The 15,639-nt window shown below is 74.6% G+C and carries 13 protein-coding genes, 1 rRNA gene and 1 pseudogene; 3 read left to right on the plus strand and 12 right to left on the minus strand.

Annotated features, from left to right (window positions below):
• Window positions 1-4: 4 nt before the first annotated feature.
• Window positions 5-1,642 (plus strand): PucR family transcriptional regulator, encoded by a 1,638-nt coding sequence (locus ACZ5FU_RS19225; protein WP_451529094.1) that lies wholly within the window; start codon window positions 5-7, stop codon window positions 1,640-1,642.
• A 66-nt stretch (window positions 1,643-1,708) separates the two neighbouring features.
• On the opposite strand, the gene ACZ5FU_RS19230 is transcribed toward ACZ5FU_RS19225, so the two are convergent.
• The 5 genes from ACZ5FU_RS19230 to ACZ5FU_RS19250 all read right to left on the minus strand — a co-directional run bounded on the left by ACZ5FU_RS19230 (window position 1,709) and on the right by ACZ5FU_RS19250 (window position 7,230).
• Window positions 1,709-2,830, minus strand: a complete 1,122-nt coding sequence (locus ACZ5FU_RS19230) for a glycosyltransferase family 4 protein (RefSeq protein WP_469045582.1) — start codon at window positions 2,828-2,830, stop codon at window positions 1,709-1,711.
• Window positions 2,831-3,130: 300 nt separating this feature from the next.
• Window positions 3,131-4,873, minus strand: coding sequence for a DNA repair protein RecN (recN, locus tag ACZ5FU_RS19235; RefSeq protein ID WP_468839502.1), 1,743 nt, complete (start codon window positions 4,871-4,873; stop codon window positions 3,131-3,133).
• Window positions 4,874-5,220: 347 nt separating this feature from the next.
• Window positions 5,221-6,126: an NAD kinase gene (locus ACZ5FU_RS19240; protein WP_366059249.1), complete on the minus strand. Its 906-nt coding sequence runs from the start codon at window positions 6,124-6,126 to the stop codon at window positions 5,221-5,223.
• Window positions 6,123-6,938, minus strand: coding sequence for a TlyA family RNA methyltransferase (locus ACZ5FU_RS19245; RefSeq protein WP_469045584.1), 816 nt, complete (start codon window positions 6,936-6,938; stop codon window positions 6,123-6,125). Before ACZ5FU_RS19245 ends, ACZ5FU_RS19240 begins: the two co-directional genes overlap by 4 nt.
• A 7-nt stretch (window positions 6,939-6,945) precedes the next feature.
• The gene (locus ACZ5FU_RS19250; RefSeq protein WP_469045586.1) at window positions 6,946-7,230 is read right to left on the minus strand and encodes a hypothetical protein; all 285 of its coding nucleotides are present in this window, start codon (window positions 7,228-7,230) and stop codon (window positions 6,946-6,948) included.
• 42 nt (window positions 7,231-7,272) lie between these two features.
• Here ACZ5FU_RS19250 and ACZ5FU_RS19255 point away from each other — a divergent pair, with 42 nt between their 5' ends.
• Entirely contained in the window at window positions 7,273-7,620 is a 348-nt protein-coding gene (locus ACZ5FU_RS19255) for a sterol-binding protein (protein ID WP_469045588.1), read from the plus strand.
• 127 nt (window positions 7,621-7,747) lie between these two features.
• On the opposite strand, the gene ACZ5FU_RS19260 is transcribed toward ACZ5FU_RS19255, so the two are convergent.
• From ACZ5FU_RS19260 to ACZ5FU_RS19275, 4 genes are all read right to left on the minus strand, one after another.
• Complete coding sequence (locus tag ACZ5FU_RS19260; protein WP_451529088.1) at window positions 7,748-8,617, minus strand: ABC transporter ATP-binding protein; 870 nt, start codon at window positions 8,615-8,617, stop codon at window positions 7,748-7,750.
• Window positions 8,614-9,642, minus strand: a complete 1,029-nt coding sequence (locus tag ACZ5FU_RS19265) for a FecCD family ABC transporter permease (RefSeq protein ID WP_469045600.1) — start codon at window positions 9,640-9,642, stop codon at window positions 8,614-8,616. The genes ACZ5FU_RS19260 and ACZ5FU_RS19265 overlap by 4 nt, the downstream gene beginning before the upstream one ends.
• 137 nt (window positions 9,643-9,779) lie before the next feature.
• Window positions 9,780-10,823, minus strand: coding sequence for a FecCD family ABC transporter permease (locus tag ACZ5FU_RS19270; RefSeq protein WP_469045590.1), 1,044 nt, complete (start codon window positions 10,821-10,823; stop codon window positions 9,780-9,782).
• Between the two features lie 159 nt (window positions 10,824-10,982).
• Window positions 10,983-12,011: an HAD hydrolase-like protein gene (locus ACZ5FU_RS19275; RefSeq protein ID WP_451529086.1), complete on the minus strand. Its 1,029-nt coding sequence runs from the start codon at window positions 12,009-12,011 to the stop codon at window positions 10,983-10,985.
• A 71-nt stretch (window positions 12,012-12,082) separates the two neighbouring features.
• Between ACZ5FU_RS19275 and ACZ5FU_RS19280 the strand changes: the two genes are divergently transcribed.
• The gene (locus tag ACZ5FU_RS19280) at window positions 12,083-13,366 is read left to right on the plus strand and encodes a DUF1015 domain-containing protein (protein ID WP_451529085.1); all 1,284 of its coding nucleotides are present in this window, start codon (window positions 12,083-12,085) and stop codon (window positions 13,364-13,366) included.
• 68 nt (window positions 13,367-13,434) lie between these two features.
• Here ACZ5FU_RS19280 and ACZ5FU_RS19285 read toward each other — a convergent pair whose 3' ends face one another.
• The 3 genes and pseudogenes from ACZ5FU_RS19285 to rrf all read right to left on the minus strand — a co-directional run.
• A complete protein-coding gene (locus ACZ5FU_RS19285; RefSeq protein WP_451529167.1) occupies window positions 13,435-14,187 on the minus strand; it encodes a tetratricopeptide repeat protein in 753 nt (250 codons plus the stop codon).
• Window positions 14,188-14,484: 297 nt separating this feature from the next.
• Window positions 14,485-15,423 (minus strand): annotated as a pseudogene (locus tag ACZ5FU_RS19290) (tetratricopeptide repeat protein); the annotation flags it as partial.
• 125 nt (window positions 15,424-15,548) lie between these two features.
• Window positions 15,549-15,639, minus strand: a 5S ribosomal RNA gene (gene rrf, locus ACZ5FU_RS19295); the annotation flags it as partial.

A 15,639-nucleotide genomic window follows, 5' to 3' on the forward strand; every position in this document is an offset into this window, starting at 1 on the left:
CTGCATGGACAGCCACGCGGACCACCGATTCGACGGCCGGGGCGCCGGCGTCACCGTACAGCGGGCGCTGGAGCTGCCCGGACTGCGCAGCGGGCTGCCCGAGATCCTGGCGGGCGCGGAGCGGCTGGGCCGCACGGTGCGCTGGGTGCACGCCGGGGAGGTCCCGAACATCGCCTCCCTGCTCAAGGGCGGCGAGCTGCTGCTCACCACCGGTTACGGCCTCGGCACCCGTCCGGCTGAGCAGCGGGCGTTCGTGCGCACCCTGGCCGAACGGGGCATCGCGGCCCTGGTGATCGAGCTGGGCCCGCGCTTCGCCCGGCTGCCCCCGGCGCTGGTGGAGACGGCCCGCACGACCGGTCTGCCGCTGGTGCAGCTGCACCGCGAGGTGCCGTTCGTCACGGTCACCGAGGAGATCCACACCGAGATCGTCAACGGCCACTACGCCCTGCTCCAGCGGGCCGAGGAGGTGCACCGCCGCTGCACCAGGGCGTTGCTGGACGGCGGGGGGATCCCCCAGGTGCTCGGCATCCTCGCCGACTTCAGCGGCAACCCGGTCTTCCTGGAGACCACCGACGGACAGCTGCTGTACGCCGCCGGGGCCGGGCCGGAGGGGGCGGATCCGCTCCAGGTGTGGGAGGGACTGCGCGGCCCGCACAAGGACGCGCCGGCCGGTTCGGTGCTGGTGGACGTCCCCGGCGGCGGGCCGGGGACGGGCGCGGTGCGGGCCCGGCTGGCGCTGCTGCCGGTGCGCGCCCCGCTCGCTCCGGTGCACCGGATCGCCGCCGAGCGGGCCGCCGGCATCCTGGCCGTGGTGCTGATGCAGGCGCGGCAGGAGGAGGAGCTGGCCGCCCGCGGCCGGGGCGACTTCCTGACCGATCTCGCCGAGGGGCGCATCGCGGCGGAGGACGCCCCGGCCCAGGCGCGTGTCCTCGGCTTCAAGCCCGGCGACGGTCCGCTGCTGCCGGTCGTGATGCGCCTGGGCGACACGCTGTCCCCGGGCGGCGGCTGGGCGGTGCTGGCGCGGGCGGTGGCGGAGGAGCTGGCGTCGGTGGGGGTGCCGGTCCTGCTGGGCGTGCGGCCGGTGGAGGGCCGCGTGCCGCTGCTGCTGGGCCTGCGCTCCGAGCCGGAGCGGTCGACGGTGGCGGACCGGGTCGCGACGGCGCTGCGCGCCGGGGTGGAACGGGCAGGGATCCAGCGGCCGGGCGCCCGGCCGCCGGTCGTGGTCGTCGGCGCCGCGGGGGGCTGGGCGGCGGCCTCGGCGGGTCTCGGGCACGCGGCGGAGACGGCGACGGCGGCGCAGGGCCTGCCGGACCGGCCCTGGTACGACGCCCGCCGCCTCGACATCGACCTGTTGCTGTGGCGGTTGCGCGACCATCCCGGCCTGGCGGCCTTCGTGGACCGCGCGATCGGTCCGGTCCGCGACCACGACCACCGTTCCAGGCCGCCCCTGCTGCCCACCCTGGAGACCTATCTGGCGCACGCGGGCCGCAAGGCGGAGACCGCCCGCGAGCTGCACCTCAACCGGCAGACGCTGTACAACCGGCTCGCGCGCATCGGCGAGTTGCTGGGCACCGACCTCGACGACCCGCAGACGGTGCTGGCGTTGAGCCTGGCGCTGCGGGCCCGGCGGCTGGTGCCCTGATCCGGCGCCGGGCGGGGCCCCGGACCGAGGGGCGCGGGCGGGGGGCGTGGGGCGCCGGGGTGCGCGTCAGATCATCGGCAGCGGTTGCGTCAACTCGTCGTAGACGCTGAGGATCTGGGCGACGGTGTCGTCCTCGCTCGGCCAGGTGGCCGCCTGTCGGGTGCCCGACTCCCGGAGCCGCTCGCGGCGTTCGGGCGCGGCGAGCAGGCGTACGACGGCGTCGGCGAAGGCCTCCGCGTCGCCGGGCGGGACGAGTTCGGCGGCGTCGCCGACGAGTTCGCGCACACCGCCGGTCAGCGCCGCGACGAGCGGCACGCGCGCGTGGAGGGCCTGCTGTGCCAGGACCGAACGCGACTCCCCGGCGCCGGGCAGCAGGGCGAGGTCGGCGGCGGCCAGCAGCTCGCCCACGTCGTCCCGGCGCCCGAGGAGCCGGACGGGCAGTCCCTCGTCCTCGATGCGGTGCTGGAGTTCCGCCCGCAGCGGCCCCTCCCCCGCGACCACGACCAGCGGCACGGGGTCCAGCCGGCCCCACGCGCGCGCGGCGTCGAGCAGGACGCCGTAGCCGCGGGGCCGGTCCAGGGAGCCGGCGGCCATCAGCAACGGGCGTCCGATCGCACCGAGTTCGGCCCGCACCTTGGCCCGCGGCCGTTCCGGGTCCTCCTCGGTGCGGCGGGGCCCGGAGATTCCCACCGCGGCGAGCCGGGCGTCCCGGGCGCCGGTGCGGCGCGCCCGGTCCACGAGGTCGGAGGTGGTGCCGAGCACCACGGCGGCCGTCCTGGCGACCCGCCGCTCCAGCAGGCGCAGCAGATGGGCGCGGGCTCCCTCGGCGTGGGCCCTGCCGTGCCAGGTGACCACGAGCGGGGTGCTCCGCCCGCTGAGCGCGAGCACGGCCCGGAAGGAGGCGTGCAGGCCGTGCGCGTGGACGAGGTCGGCGTCCGCGCAGGCCGCCCGCAGCGCCGCCACGGACGCGGGATCGCTGCTGCGGGGCACGGGCACGTGGTCGGCTCCGGCGCCGGTGAAGTCGTGCAGGTGATCGGAGTCGGCGGGGGCGCACACCGTCACCCGCACGCCCCGCGCGACGAGCCCCGCGGCCAGGGAGCGCACATGGGCGCTGCTGCCGGCGTTGCCCCCGCCCAGCACCTGCACGGTGCGCAGCGGCGACTGGCCGTGCGGTGAGTGGCTGCTCACGTGGCCGGGGCTCCTGGTTCGGCATCGGTCGGTCACGAAGGAACGTACAGAAGGCACTCGGGCGCGGGGTGGACCGCTCGTGCTCCCCCACGTCCTGCGCCCAAGGATGCCAGGGCGTACGGGTGTTCCGTGCCGTCGAGCACCCGCAGCCCCGGCAACACGCCTCCACATGTCACCCGCACGAGTGAATGAGGGCGAAGTCCCGTTCGCCGGGTGAGCCGGTCCTGGAGAAGCCGGTCCTGGAGAAGCCGGAGGGCGGGACCGGCCCGTGGTGCGCCGTCCCGCCCTCCGCCCGAGCGGCTACGCGTCCGCGCGTGCCGTCTCCAGCAGTTCCTCCGCGTGCGCGCGTGCCGTCTCCGAGTCCTCCTGGCCCGCGAGCATCCGGGACAGCTCCCGGATCCGCTCCTCGCCCTCCAGCACCTTCACACCGGACCGGGTCACGGACCCGTCGTGGGTCTTCTCGACCAGCAACTGCCGGTCGGCGAAGGCCGCCACCTGCGGCAGGTGGGTGACGACGACGACCTGCGCGGTCTTCGCGAGCCGCGCCAGGCGCCGCCCGATCTCCACGGCCGCCTTGCCGCCCACGCCCGCGTCGACCTCGTCGAAGAGGTACGTCGGCACGGGGTCCGTCCCCGCGAACACGACCTCGACGGCCAGCATCACGCGGGACAGCTCACCGCCGGACGCGCCCTTGGCGATGGGACGCGGCGGCGCCCCCGGATGCGGGGCGAGCAGCAGCTCCACCTCGTCGGCGCCGGACGGCCCGCAGGCGACGGGGCGGCCGTCGACCTCCACGCCCTCGGGGTCCTCGGTCTGCCGGATGTCGAACGACACGCGCGCGTGCGGCATCGCCAGCGAGGCCAGCTCGGCGGTGACGGCGGCGGCGAACCGCTCGGCGGCCTCCGTCCGCGCGTCGGTCAGGGCCTGGGCCAGCCCGCCCAGCTCGACCCGCAGCGCGTCGCGTTCGGCCGTCAGCTCGTCGATCCGCTCGTCGTCGCCGTCGAGTTCGCCGAGCCGGGCGGCACCGCGCTCGGCCCAGTCGAGGACCGCGTCGACGTCCTCGCCGTACTTCCGGGTCAGCGCGGTCAGCGCGGCCCGCCGCTCCTCGACGGCCGCCAGCCGCAGCGGATCGGCGTCGAGGTCGTCCGCGTACCCGGCCAGCTCCCCCGCCACGTCGCCCAGCAGGATCCCGATCTCCCCGATGCGGTCGGCGAGCGCGGCCAGCGCCGGATCGTGCGACCGTACGGCCTCCAGGGCCCGCTGGGCGCCCGCGACGAGCGTGGTCGCGTCGATGCCCTCGGGGTCCTCGGGATCGCCCGCGAGGGCGCCGTGGGCGGACGTGGCCGCCGCGGACAGCGCCTCCGCGTGGCCGAGCCGCTCCGCCTCCTCCGCCAGTTCCGCGTCCTCACCCGCGCGCGGCTCGACGCCGGCGATCTCGTCGAGGCCGTAGCGCAGCATGTCGGCCTCCTGGGCCCGTTCACGCGCGCGGGTGGTGATCTCGTCGAGCTCGCCGGAGACGGCCCGCAGCCGGCGGTAGGCCTCCGTGTACTTGACGAGCGGCACGGCGACGGCGTCACCGGCGTACCGGTCGAGCGCCTGCCGCTGCCGGGACAGCTTCAGCAGTCCCTGCTGATCGGTCTGTCCGTGCACGGCCACCAGCTCGTCCGCGAGTTCGGAGAGCACCCCGAGGGGCACGCTCCGGCCGCCGACGTGCGCCCGCGACCGCCCCTCCGCGGACACACTGCGGCTGATCAGCAACGCCCCGTCGTCGAGCTCGGCCCCGGCCTCCTCGGCCCGTACGGCCACCGGAGCGTCCGCGGGCACGGTGATCCGCCCCTCCACGACCGCTCTGTCGGCACCGAGCCGCACGAGCGCGGCGTCGGCGCGCCCGCCCAGCAGCAGCCCGAGGCTGGTGACCACCATGGTCTTGCCCGCGCCCGTCTCACCCGTGACCGCGGTGAAGCCTGGCGACAGCTCCACGACCGCGTCGTCGATGACTCCGAGCGACCGTATCCGCATCTCCTCCAACACGTCCCCGACCATACGAGGTTTTGCCGGCGTCGTGCGACGCCGCCCCCCGCAACGACGGTCGGGCGTTGTTTTTGTCAGCCGATCGTCGTTGACCTGACAGGTCCACGTCGGCGCGGGGACGGTCCGGTGCCCGGCCGTACCGGGCGGGGGCCATCCGGTCGTGTCCGTCCCGGACGAGTCGCGGAAGCGGCGCTCCCCGCCGGCGCGGGGACCGCCCGGCGCCCGGCCGTACCGGGGTGCCGGGCGTTTCCCGGGCCGGGTCCGCGAAGCCTCTCCCCCCGAGGAGGTGCCCCCGGCCCCGCGACGCCCGGCCCGCCGGACCGCCCTGCGGGCGGACGACGGGACCGCGCGGACAGACCCTAGTGCCGTGCCCCGCGCCACCCGGAGACGGGCAGCGCGAACTTGGCCACCAGCCGGTCCGTGAAGGACGCGTGGTGCAGGCGGGCCAGGCGCACCGGCACGGCTCCGCGCCGCACCTCGACCCGGGCCCCCGGCGGCAGCTCGAAGGTCCGCCGCCCGTCGCACCACAGGACGCCCGGCGGAATGTGGGGCAGCAGCTCCACCGCGAGCACCGAGTTCGGCGAGGTCACCAGCGGCTTGGCGAACAGGGCGTGGGCGCTGATCGGCACCATCAGCAACGCCTCGACCTCGGGCCACACCACGGGCCCGCCGGCCGAGAAGGCGTAGGCGGTGGAACCGGTCGGCGTCGACAGCACGATCCCGTCGCAGCCGAACCCGGTGACCGGCCGCCCGTCGATCTCCAGCACCACCTCGAGCAGCTTCTCCGCGCCGGCCTTCTGCACGGCCGCCTCGTTCAGCGCCCAGTCGGTGTGCACGATGTCCCCGTTGCGGTGCACGACGACGTCGACGGTCATCCGCTCCTCGACCTCGTACGACTTCGTGACCACCCGGTCGACGACCTTGTCGAGGTCGTCCCGCTCGGCCTCCGCCAGGAAGCCGACACTGCCGAGGTTGACGCCGAGCATCGGCACCCCGGACGCCCGCGCGAACTCGGCGCCGCGCAGCAGCGTCCCGTCCCCGCCGAGGACGATGAGCAGCTCGCAGCCCTCCAGGCACTGCGGGGTGGCCTCGCAGACCAGCTCCACCTCGTCCGGCAGGGGCAGGTCGGCGGCCTCGTACTCCAGGACGCGCACCCCGATGCCCTCGCGCAGCAGCCCCTTCACCACCAGTTCCGCGCTGCGGATCGCGGCGGGCCGCCCGGTGTGGGCCAGCAGGAAAACAGTACGAGCTCGGTTCTGGGTCAACGCGGCCCCTCCGCAACTGCACGGTCGACATCGGCCGGGTCCAGGGCGGGCGCCCCGGCCCGGAGCCACAGAAAGTACTCGACGTTGCCGGAGGGCCCGGGCAGCGGGCTGGCGGTGACGCCGTTCACACCGAGTCCCAGCTCCCACGCCTTGCGGGCCACGCCCCGCACCGCCTCGGCCCGCAGCTGCGGGCTGCGTACGACGCCCCCGCTGCCCAGCCGTTCCTTGCCCACCTCGAACTGTGGCTTGACCATCATCACCAGGTCCGCGTCCGGCGCGGCACACCGCGCCAGGGCCGGCAGCACCAGCCCCAGCGGGATGAAGGACAAGTCCCCCACGACAAGATCCACTGGCTCCCCATCGATCGCTTCGAGCGTCAACTCGCGTACGTTCGTACGGTCCTTGACGGTGACGCGTTCATCGCTCTGAAGAGACCAGGCGAGTTGGCCGTAGCCGACGTCGACCGCGACGACGTGCGCGGCCCCCGCCCGCAGCAGCACATCGGTGAAGCCGCCGGTGGACGCGCCGGCGTCCAGCGCCCGCCGTCCCCCGACGAGGAGGCCCTGCGGCACGAACACCTCCAGGGCACCGGCGAGTTTGTGCCCGCCCCGCGACACGTAGTCGGGGTCGCTGTCGTCGACGGAGACGACGATCGCGGCCGCCGTCTCCACCTGTGTGGCGGGTTTGGTGGCGACGGTCTTCCCGACCGAGACCCGCCCCGCGGCGATCAGCTGACCGGCGTGCTCGCGCGAGCGTGCGAGCTTGCGGCGCACCAGCTCCGCGTCCAGACGACGACGTGCGACTCCTGCCACGTTCGGTTCAGCTCCTACTGCCGTGTGTCGGCGGGGGCACCGGAGGTCCCGGGCGGGCGTCGAGCGCGGTGAGCGCGTCGCGCAGCCCCCGGTGTACATCCTCGTACACCGGGAGGTGTCCGTCCGTGGCGAGGTGGTCGGCGTCGGCCAGCCGGTCCAGGTGGGCGTCCACCCCGGGGTCGCCGGTGGGGGCCCGGGGCACCTGGAGCGGGGCCGGGGCGGCGGGGTCGTACTCCGGCTCCGGCTCCGGTTCCCGGGGCGTGGCCGCCGTCTCCGGAACTGTGTCGCTCATGCCCCGACGCTACCGCGAACCGCTGGGGTACCGTCGAGCGCGATGGCCACGATCGAGGAGTGCCGCGTCGCACTCGAGAAGTTCTCGCGGAGCCTGGGCCGCGCCGAGGGGGACGCCCGCGCGGCCGCCGCCCTCGACCGCTCGGTGAGCTGCTGGATCACCGACCTGGACGTCACGTTCCTCGGCCGGATGGCGGACGGCCTGATCGTCGTGCGGGAGACCGTTCAGGGTCCGCCTCCGGAGAAGGCCGGGATCAGGCTGCGGATGACCGGCGACGACCTGGTCGCGCTGGTCGACGGGGAACTGGACTTCGCGAGGGCGTGGGGTGCGGGCCGGGTGCGGCTGGAGGCGAGCCTGAGGGACCTGCTCCGGCTCAGGAAGCTCCTGTGATCCCGGAGACTCCCGTGGCCCCGGGCGGTGGCCCTTCGGCCCGCACGGCTCCCCGTGACCGCCCCCGCTGCTCCCCGTGACCGCCCGCACGCCTTTCCGTGGCCGTCCCCGCCGCTCCCCGTGACCGTCAGGAGGCTTCCGTCACCGGCACGCGCGCGCGTGCCTTGCGCGCGGCCGGCACCACCAGCGGCGTCCCCGTCTCCGGGTCGTCGATGACCTGGCAGCGCAGCCCGAAGACCTCCTCCACCAGGGGCGCCGTGACGACGTCGCCGGGCGCGCCCTGCGCGACGACCGTGCCGCCCTTCAGCGCGACGAGGTGGGTGGCGTACCGGGCGGCGTGGTTGAGGTCGTGCAGGACGGCGACCAGGGTGCGGCCCTGCTCCTCGTGGAGCTCGGCGCACAGGTCGAGGACGTCGATCTGGTGCTGGATGTCCAGGTAGGTGGTCGGCTCGTCGAGGAGCAGCAGCGGGGTCTGCTGGGCGAGGGCCATCGCGATCCACACCCGCTGGCGCTGACCGCCGGACAGCTCGTCGACGTACCGCTCGGCGAGCTCGCCGACCCCGGTCCGGGCCATGGACTCCCGGACGACCCGCTCGTCCTCGGCCGACCACTGGCGCAGGATGCCCTGGTGCGGATAACGGCCGCGGCCCACCAGGTCGGCGACCGTGATGCCGTCGGGCGCGATCGAGGACTGCGGCAGCAGCCCGAGGGTCCTGGCGACCTTCTTCGCGGGCATCGACTGGATGACCTGCCCGTCGAGGAGCACCCGGCCCTGGCTCGGCTTGAGCATTCGCGACAGCGCGCGCAGGAGCGTCGACTTGCCGCAGGCGTTGGGGCCGACGATCACGGTGAACGAGTTGTCGGGGATCTCCACCGACAGCTGCTCGGCGATGACCCGCTGGTCGTAGGCGAGGGTGACGTTCTCGGCGGACAGGCGGTTCACGGTGCTCCTTCGGTCGTTCGGCCCGCGGCCGGCACGGGTGGTGGCGCTGCTCATATCCGGCCCGCCCGGCGCTCGGTGACCAGCAGCCACAGCAGGTAGACGCCGCCGAGCACGCCGGTGACCACCCCCACGGGCAGCTGTCCGTCCCCGAACAGCCGCTGCGCGGCCCAGTCGGCGGTGACCAGGAGGGCGGCGCCCATGAACAGGGCGGGCACGAGGTTCGGTCCGGGCGCGCGGGTCAGGCGCCGGGCCAGCTGGGGCGCGGTGAGCGCCACGAAGGCCACGGGTCCCGCGGCGGCGGTGGCGGAGGCGGTGAGCAGGACGGCGCACACCATGAGCACCAGCCGTACCCGCTCCACGCGCACCCCGAGGGCGTGGGAGACGTCGTCGCCCATCTCCATCATCCGCAGCCCGCGCGCGTTGGCGAGGACGAGCGGGACGAGCACGCAGCACAGCGTGAGCAGCGGCCAGACCTGCTTCCAGTCCCGGCCGTCGAGCGATCCGGTCATCCACACGATCGCGCGGGCCGCGTCGACGAGGTCGGCCTTGGTGATCAGGTAGCCGTTGACCGCGGCCGCGATCGCCGACACACCGATGCCGACGAGGACCAGCCGGTAGCCGTGCACCCCCCGCTTCCAGGCGAGCAGGTAGATGGCGGCACCGGTGACCAGCCCGCCGACGAGGGCACCGACGGCGACCTGGTTGGCGGAGCCGGACATCAGCACGATCACCACGAGCGCGCCGGCCGTCGCCCCCTGTCCGAGCCCGAGGACGTCCGGACTGCCCAGCGGGTTGCGGGAGACGGCCTGGAAGACGGCGCCGCCCAGCCCCAGCGCGGCACCCACCAGCAGCCCCACGACGACCCGCGGCAGCCGCAGTTCGTTGACGATGAACTCCTGGCCCTCGGTGCCGTTGCCGGCGAGGGTCCTCAGCACGTCGCCGGTGGAGATGGGGAAGTCACCGGTGCCGATGAGCACCACGCTCGCGGCGAAGGCGGCCAGCGCCAGCGCGAGCACGACGATCACGGTGCGCGGGTGCACCCGGAGGGACAGCCCGCCGGGGGTGCGCAGGGCCCGGATCGCGCCGGCGTCCCGGCCTCCGGCCTCCGCGGCCTTCGCGGTTCGCCCGGCCCGCGTGGTCCGCCGCGGATCGGACCGGGGTCCGGACTGGGAGTCGGACCGGGGTTCGGACGGGGGTCCGGACTGGGGTGCGGTCTTCACAGCTGGGCCGTCCTCCGCCGTCGTACGAGATGGATGAAGACCGGGCCGCCGATGAGCGCGGTGACGATGCCCACCTGGACCTCCGAGGGGCGGGCGACGACCCGGCCGATCACGTCGGAGCCGAGCAGCAGCACGGGTGACAGGACCGCCGCGTACGGCATGATCCAGCGCAGGTCGGGCCCGGTGAAGGAGCGCACCACGTGCGGGACCATCAGCCCGACGAACACGATCGGCCCGCAGGCGGCGGTCGCGGCCCCGCACAGCACGGTGGCGGCGAGCATGGACAGCGCCCGGGTGCGGTTGAGGTGGGCGCCGAGGGCCCTGGCGGTGTCGTCGCCCATGGCCATGGCGTTCAGCGGCCGGGCGAGGGCGAAGGCGAGCAGCGTGCCGACCGCCAGGAAGGGCAGCACACGCCAGATCGTGTCGTTCGTCGCCGAGGTCAGCGAGCCGACCGTCCAGAAGCGCATCCGGGCGAGCGCCACCTTGTCCATGATCATCACGGCCTGGACGTACCCGAAGAGCGCGGCGCTGAGCGCGGTGCCGGCGAGCGCGAGCCGCACGGGCGTGGCGCCCCGGCTGCCGCCGAGGAACCAGACCAGCGCGCCGACGGTCGCCGCGCCGAGGAAGGCGAACCACACGTAACCGCTGACGCTGGTCACGCCGAAGTAGGTGATGGCGGTGACCACGGCGGCCGAGGCGCCCGCGTTGATGCCGAGCAGTCCGGGGTCGGCCAGCGGATTGCGGGTCAGGGCCTGGAGCACCGTCCCGGACAGTCCCAGCGCGGCGCCGACCAGCAGACCGAGCACGGTCCGCGACACCCGCTCCCCCACGACGACGTCGCCGTACGTCCCCGTGTCCTGGAACAGGCCGTGCCACACCTGGTCGAGGGAGAGCTCCTTGGCGCCGATGGCGACGCTCGCCACCGCCACCAGCAGCAGGACGGCGACGGACACGAGCAGTCCGAGGGACCGCAGGGCCCGGCGGGTCGGGGGCGCGGGGGCGCTCTCCGCGCGCTGTTCGGGAACACTGTCGACCAACACGCGGTTAGGTTAGCCTACCCTGCCACTTTTATCCGCCGACCGGCCACGGCCGCCGCCCGAAAGCCACGGCCGCAACAGGCCCGCCCCACCGCGCGGTTCACCGCTCCGGCACCGCACGGTCCACCGCTCCGGTCCACCGCGGCGGGCGCGCCGCCGGCCTCACAGGCCCAGCCGGGCGAGCGCCTTCCCCCCGTCCAGCCCGCACGCCCCGTCGCCCGCGGCGGTCCAGGCCGCCGCGCACAGCGCCCGCAACCCGTCCAGGGCCGCGCCCTCACCGTCGAGTTCGAGCTTCTCCGCCCCGGCCGACGCGGTCCACCCCCCGCACCGGAAGCCGGCCCCCTCCTCGGCGACCTCCGGCTGCCCGGTCAGCAGACCGCGCAGATCGGCGTCCACGTACGTCGGCCGGTGCCGCGGCGGTGCCGCGAGGAGCTGCGCGCCGTCGGTCACGCCGGTCAGCACGAGCAGCGAGTCGACCTCGCCGTTGAACGCGCCCTCGATGTCGGTGTCCAGCCGGTCCCCGACCACCAACGGCCGCTCGGCGCCGGTGCGCAGGATCGTCTCGCGGTGCATGGGGGGCAGCGGCTTGCCCGCGACCTGCGGCTCGGCTCCGGTCGCGATCCGCACGACCTCCACCGCCGCGCCGTTCCCCGGCGCGATGCCCCGTCCGCTGGGAATCGTCAGGTCGGTGTTGGAGGCGAACCACGGCACACCGCGCGCGACGGCGTACGATGCCTCGGCGAACCGCCCCCACGGCAGGTCGGGCCCGCCGAACCCCTGCACCACGGCCGCGGGGTCGTCCTCCGCCGATTCGACGGGTTCGAGCCCGCGCTCGCGCAGCGCGACCCGCAGGCCCTCCCCACCGATCACCAGGACCCGCGCCCCCGCCGGCACCTGGTCGGCGATCAGCCGGGCGACCGCCTGCGCCGAGGTGATGACGTCGTCCGCCCCGGCGGGTATGCCCAGCTCGGTGAGGTGGTCCGCCACGGCGTCAGGCGTGCGCAGCGCGTTGTTGGTGACGTATGCCAGCCGCATCCCGCCGTCACGCGCGGTGGCCAGCGACTCGACGGCGTGCACGATCGCGTTCCCGCCCGCGTACACCACCCCGTCCAGGTCGAGCAGCGCCGTGTCGTACGCCTCGCTCAGGGCCTGCCCACTGCCCTCGGGCCTCGTCCTGACGCTCCGGCTCATTCCGCATCGCTCCTCGTTCGATCGCTTTCCCCGATCATCCCGCATGCCACCGACACACGTACGATGCCGGGATGAACTCAGCAGGTCACTCGGAAGCGACGGTGCCCCGAGGCCTGGAACTCACCCCGTTCCGAGGCCTGCGCTACGACCCCGACCGGGTCGGCAGTCTCGCCGCCGTCACCTCCCCGCCGTACGACGTCGTGGTCCGCCCCGACGGCCTGCACCACCTTCAGGACGCGGACCCCCACAACATCGTCCGGCTGATCCTCCCCCAGGCCACCACCCCCGGCGCCCGCAACGAACAGGCCGCGGACACCCTCCGCCGCTGGCTCGCCGAGGGCGTCCTGACGGCCGACGCCGTACCCGCCCTGTACGTCTACGAGCAACGGCACGCCGACGGCATGCTCCAGCGCGGCCTCATCGGCACCCTGCGGGTCTCCGAGCCCTCGGCCGGCGTCGTCCTCCCCCACGAGGACGTGATGCCGCACGTCGTCGCCGACCGCGCGGCCCTGATGCGCGCCACCCGGGCCAACCTCGAGCCCCTGCTCCTGACGTACCGCGGCGACGGCACGGCGGCCGGGGTCGTCGAACGGACCGCGGAGCGGCCCCCGCTCCTGTCGACGACCACGGAGGACGGCTTCGGCCACCGTCTGTGGTCGATCACTGACCCCGCCGAGGTGGCCCGCGTCCAGGCCGGCCTCGCCCACCACCAGGCCCTGATCGCCGACGGCCACCACCGCTGGGCGACGTACCTGCGTCTACGCGCGGAGCACGCCTCTCCCGGCCCCTGGGACGACGGTCTGGTCCTCCTGGTGGACACGGCCCGCTACCCCCTGCGCGTCCGCGCCATCCACCGTCTCCTGCACGGCCTGCCGGTCGCCGGGGCCCTGGCCGCGGTGGAGGGCCTGTTCCGCGTCCGGCGTCTGGACGTGCCGCTGTCCGGGGCCCTCGACGCCCTCGCGGAGGCGACCGCCGCGGGCAACGCCTTCCTGCTGGCCGGCGACGGCGCCTTCCATCTCCTGGACCGGCCGGATCCGGCCCTCCTGGCCCGTACGGTCCCCGCCGACCGCCCGCAGGCCTGGCGCACCCTCGACGCGACGGTCCTGCACGCCACGCTCCTCGACCACGTGTGGCACGTCCCCGAGGACGACCCCGCGCGCATCGCCTACATCCACGACACCGCCGCGACGGTCGAGAAGGCGGAACGCGACGCCGGTACGGCCGTGCTGCTGCACCCGGTCCGCGAGGAGGTCGTCCGCGACCTCGCCCGGCAGGGCGTCATGATGCCCCGCAAGTCGACGTCGTTCGGCCCGAAACCGGCCTCGGGCCTGGTCCTGCGCGCGCTGGATCTCTGACCGGGAAACGGGAAAGGGGGCTCGGCTCCGGTGCGTACCGGAGCCGAGCCCCCTTTCCCTCACCCACGTCAGTCCTGGTCGTCGGCCTTGCCCTCGACCGGTCGCTCGTCCTCGACGACGACGACGACGTCGTCCTCGTCCTCGTCCAGCGCGTCGACGAACTCCACACCGTCCAGCTCGGCGAGCCGGTCGGAGGCGTCGGTGCTGCTGTCCCGGTCGGCCTCGACGGCCTTCGCGAACCACTCGCGCGCCTCGCTCCTGCGGCCGGCGGCGAGCAGCGCGTCGGCGTACGCGTACCGCAGTCGCGCGGTCCACGGCTGCACCGAGTTCGAGGCCAGCTCGGGGCTCTGGAGCGTCACGATGGCCGCGTCCAGCTGGTCCATGTCACGCCGGGCACCGGCCGCGACGAGCCGCATCTCGACCTGTCCGGCCTTGTCGAGCTTGTGCACCTCGGGCGCGCCGGCCATCTCCAGCGCCTTCTCCGGCCGTCCGAGCCCGCGCTCGCAGTCGGCCATGACGGGCCACAGTTCCACGGTCCCGGTCATCCGCCGGGCGGCACGGAACTCGGCCAGCGCCTCGCTGTACTTCTGGGTGGCGTACGCCGCGAATCCGGCCGCCTCCCGTACGGCGGCGACGCGCGACGCCAGCCGCAGAGCCACCTTCGAGTACCCGTAGGCACGCTCGGGCTCCTCGTCGATGAGCCGCGCGACCATCACCAGGTTCTTGGCGACGTCCTCAGCGAGCCCCTTGGGCAGGCTCTGCAGCTCCTGCCGTACGTCCTTGTCGATCTCGTCGCCGGTGACGTCCTCGGGGATCGGCAGCCGCTTGATCGGCTCGCGGTCGCGGTCCCGGTCGTCACGGCCGCGGAACCCACCGCGCTCGCCGCCACGCCGGTCGTCGCGCCCGCCCCGGTCGTCACGCCCCCGGAAGCCACCGGAACGACCACCGCGGTCGTCACGCCCCTGGAAGCCGCCGCCGGCGGGCCGCCCACCCCGGTCGTCACGGCCGCGGAACCCGCCGCGGTCGCCTCCGCGGTCGCCGCCACGGTTGTCGTCGCGCTGCCGGAAACCGCCGCGGTCGTCGCGGTCGTCGCGGCGGAAAGCGGGGCGGTCACCGCGGTCGTCTCGTCGGTCACCGGGGCGGTCGTCACGGCGGAAGGAGGGACGGTCACCACGGTCGTCACGGCGGAAGGGGGGCCGCTCGCCCCGGTCGTCGCGGCGGAAAGCGGGACGGTCACCGCGGTCGTCACGACGCGGCCCACGGTCACGGTCGTCACGCTGGAACGCCGGACGAGAACCCCGATCGCCCTCACGACGGTCATCACGGCGGTCGTCCCGACGCCCGTAACCACCACGGTCACGATCACCGTGACCACCGCGGTGGTCATCACGACGGTCGTCGCGCCGGTCGTCCCGACGGAAGCCACCACGGTCCCCGCGGTTGTCGTCACGACGGACGAAGCCTCCGCGGTCGCCGCCACGGTTGTCGTCGCGCTGCCGGAAACCGCCGCGGTCGTCGCGGCGGAAAGCGGGGCGGTCACCGCGGTCGTCTCGTCGGTCACCGGGGCGGTCGTCACGGCGGAAGGAGGGACGGTCACCACGGTCGTCACGGCGGAAGGGGGGCCGCTCGCCCCGGTCGTCGCGGCGGAAAGCGGGACGGTCACCGCGGTCGTCACGACGCGGCCCACGGTCACGGTCGTCACGCTGGAACGCCGGACGAGAACCCCGATCGCCCTCACGACGGTCATCACGGCGGTCGTCCCGGCGGTCATCCCGACGCCCGTAACCACCACGGTTGTCGTCGCGCCGGTCGTCCCGACGGAAGCCACCACGGTCCCCGCGGTTGTCGTCACGACGCCCGTAACCGCCACCGCTGCTTCCACCGCCGCGGTTGTCGTCACGCCGGCCGGCGCCGGGACGGTCGTTGTCGCGACGGAAGCCACCACGGTCTCCGCGGTCGCCGCGGAAGCCGCCGCGCTCGCCACGGTCTCCGCGGTCCCCACTGTCCCGTCGCCGCTGGTCGCGCTCCGGTCGCTCATCGGGAGAGTTGGTGGACATGGGTGACTCCTGTCTTCGGTACCGCAAGTCATTCTCACGCAGCCGGGTACCCGGCGCTTCCTGGAAAAACAAAAGGACCCCTGGTCCCCAGCTGAACGCTGGGACCAGGGGTCCTTCCAAAGATTGTTCGGCGGCGTCCTACTCTCCCACAGGGTCCCCCCTGCAGTACCATCGGCGCTGTAAGGCTTAGCTTCCGGGTTCGGAATGTGACCGGGC

Source organism: Streptomyces sp. NPDC031554 (genome assembly GCF_055580685.1).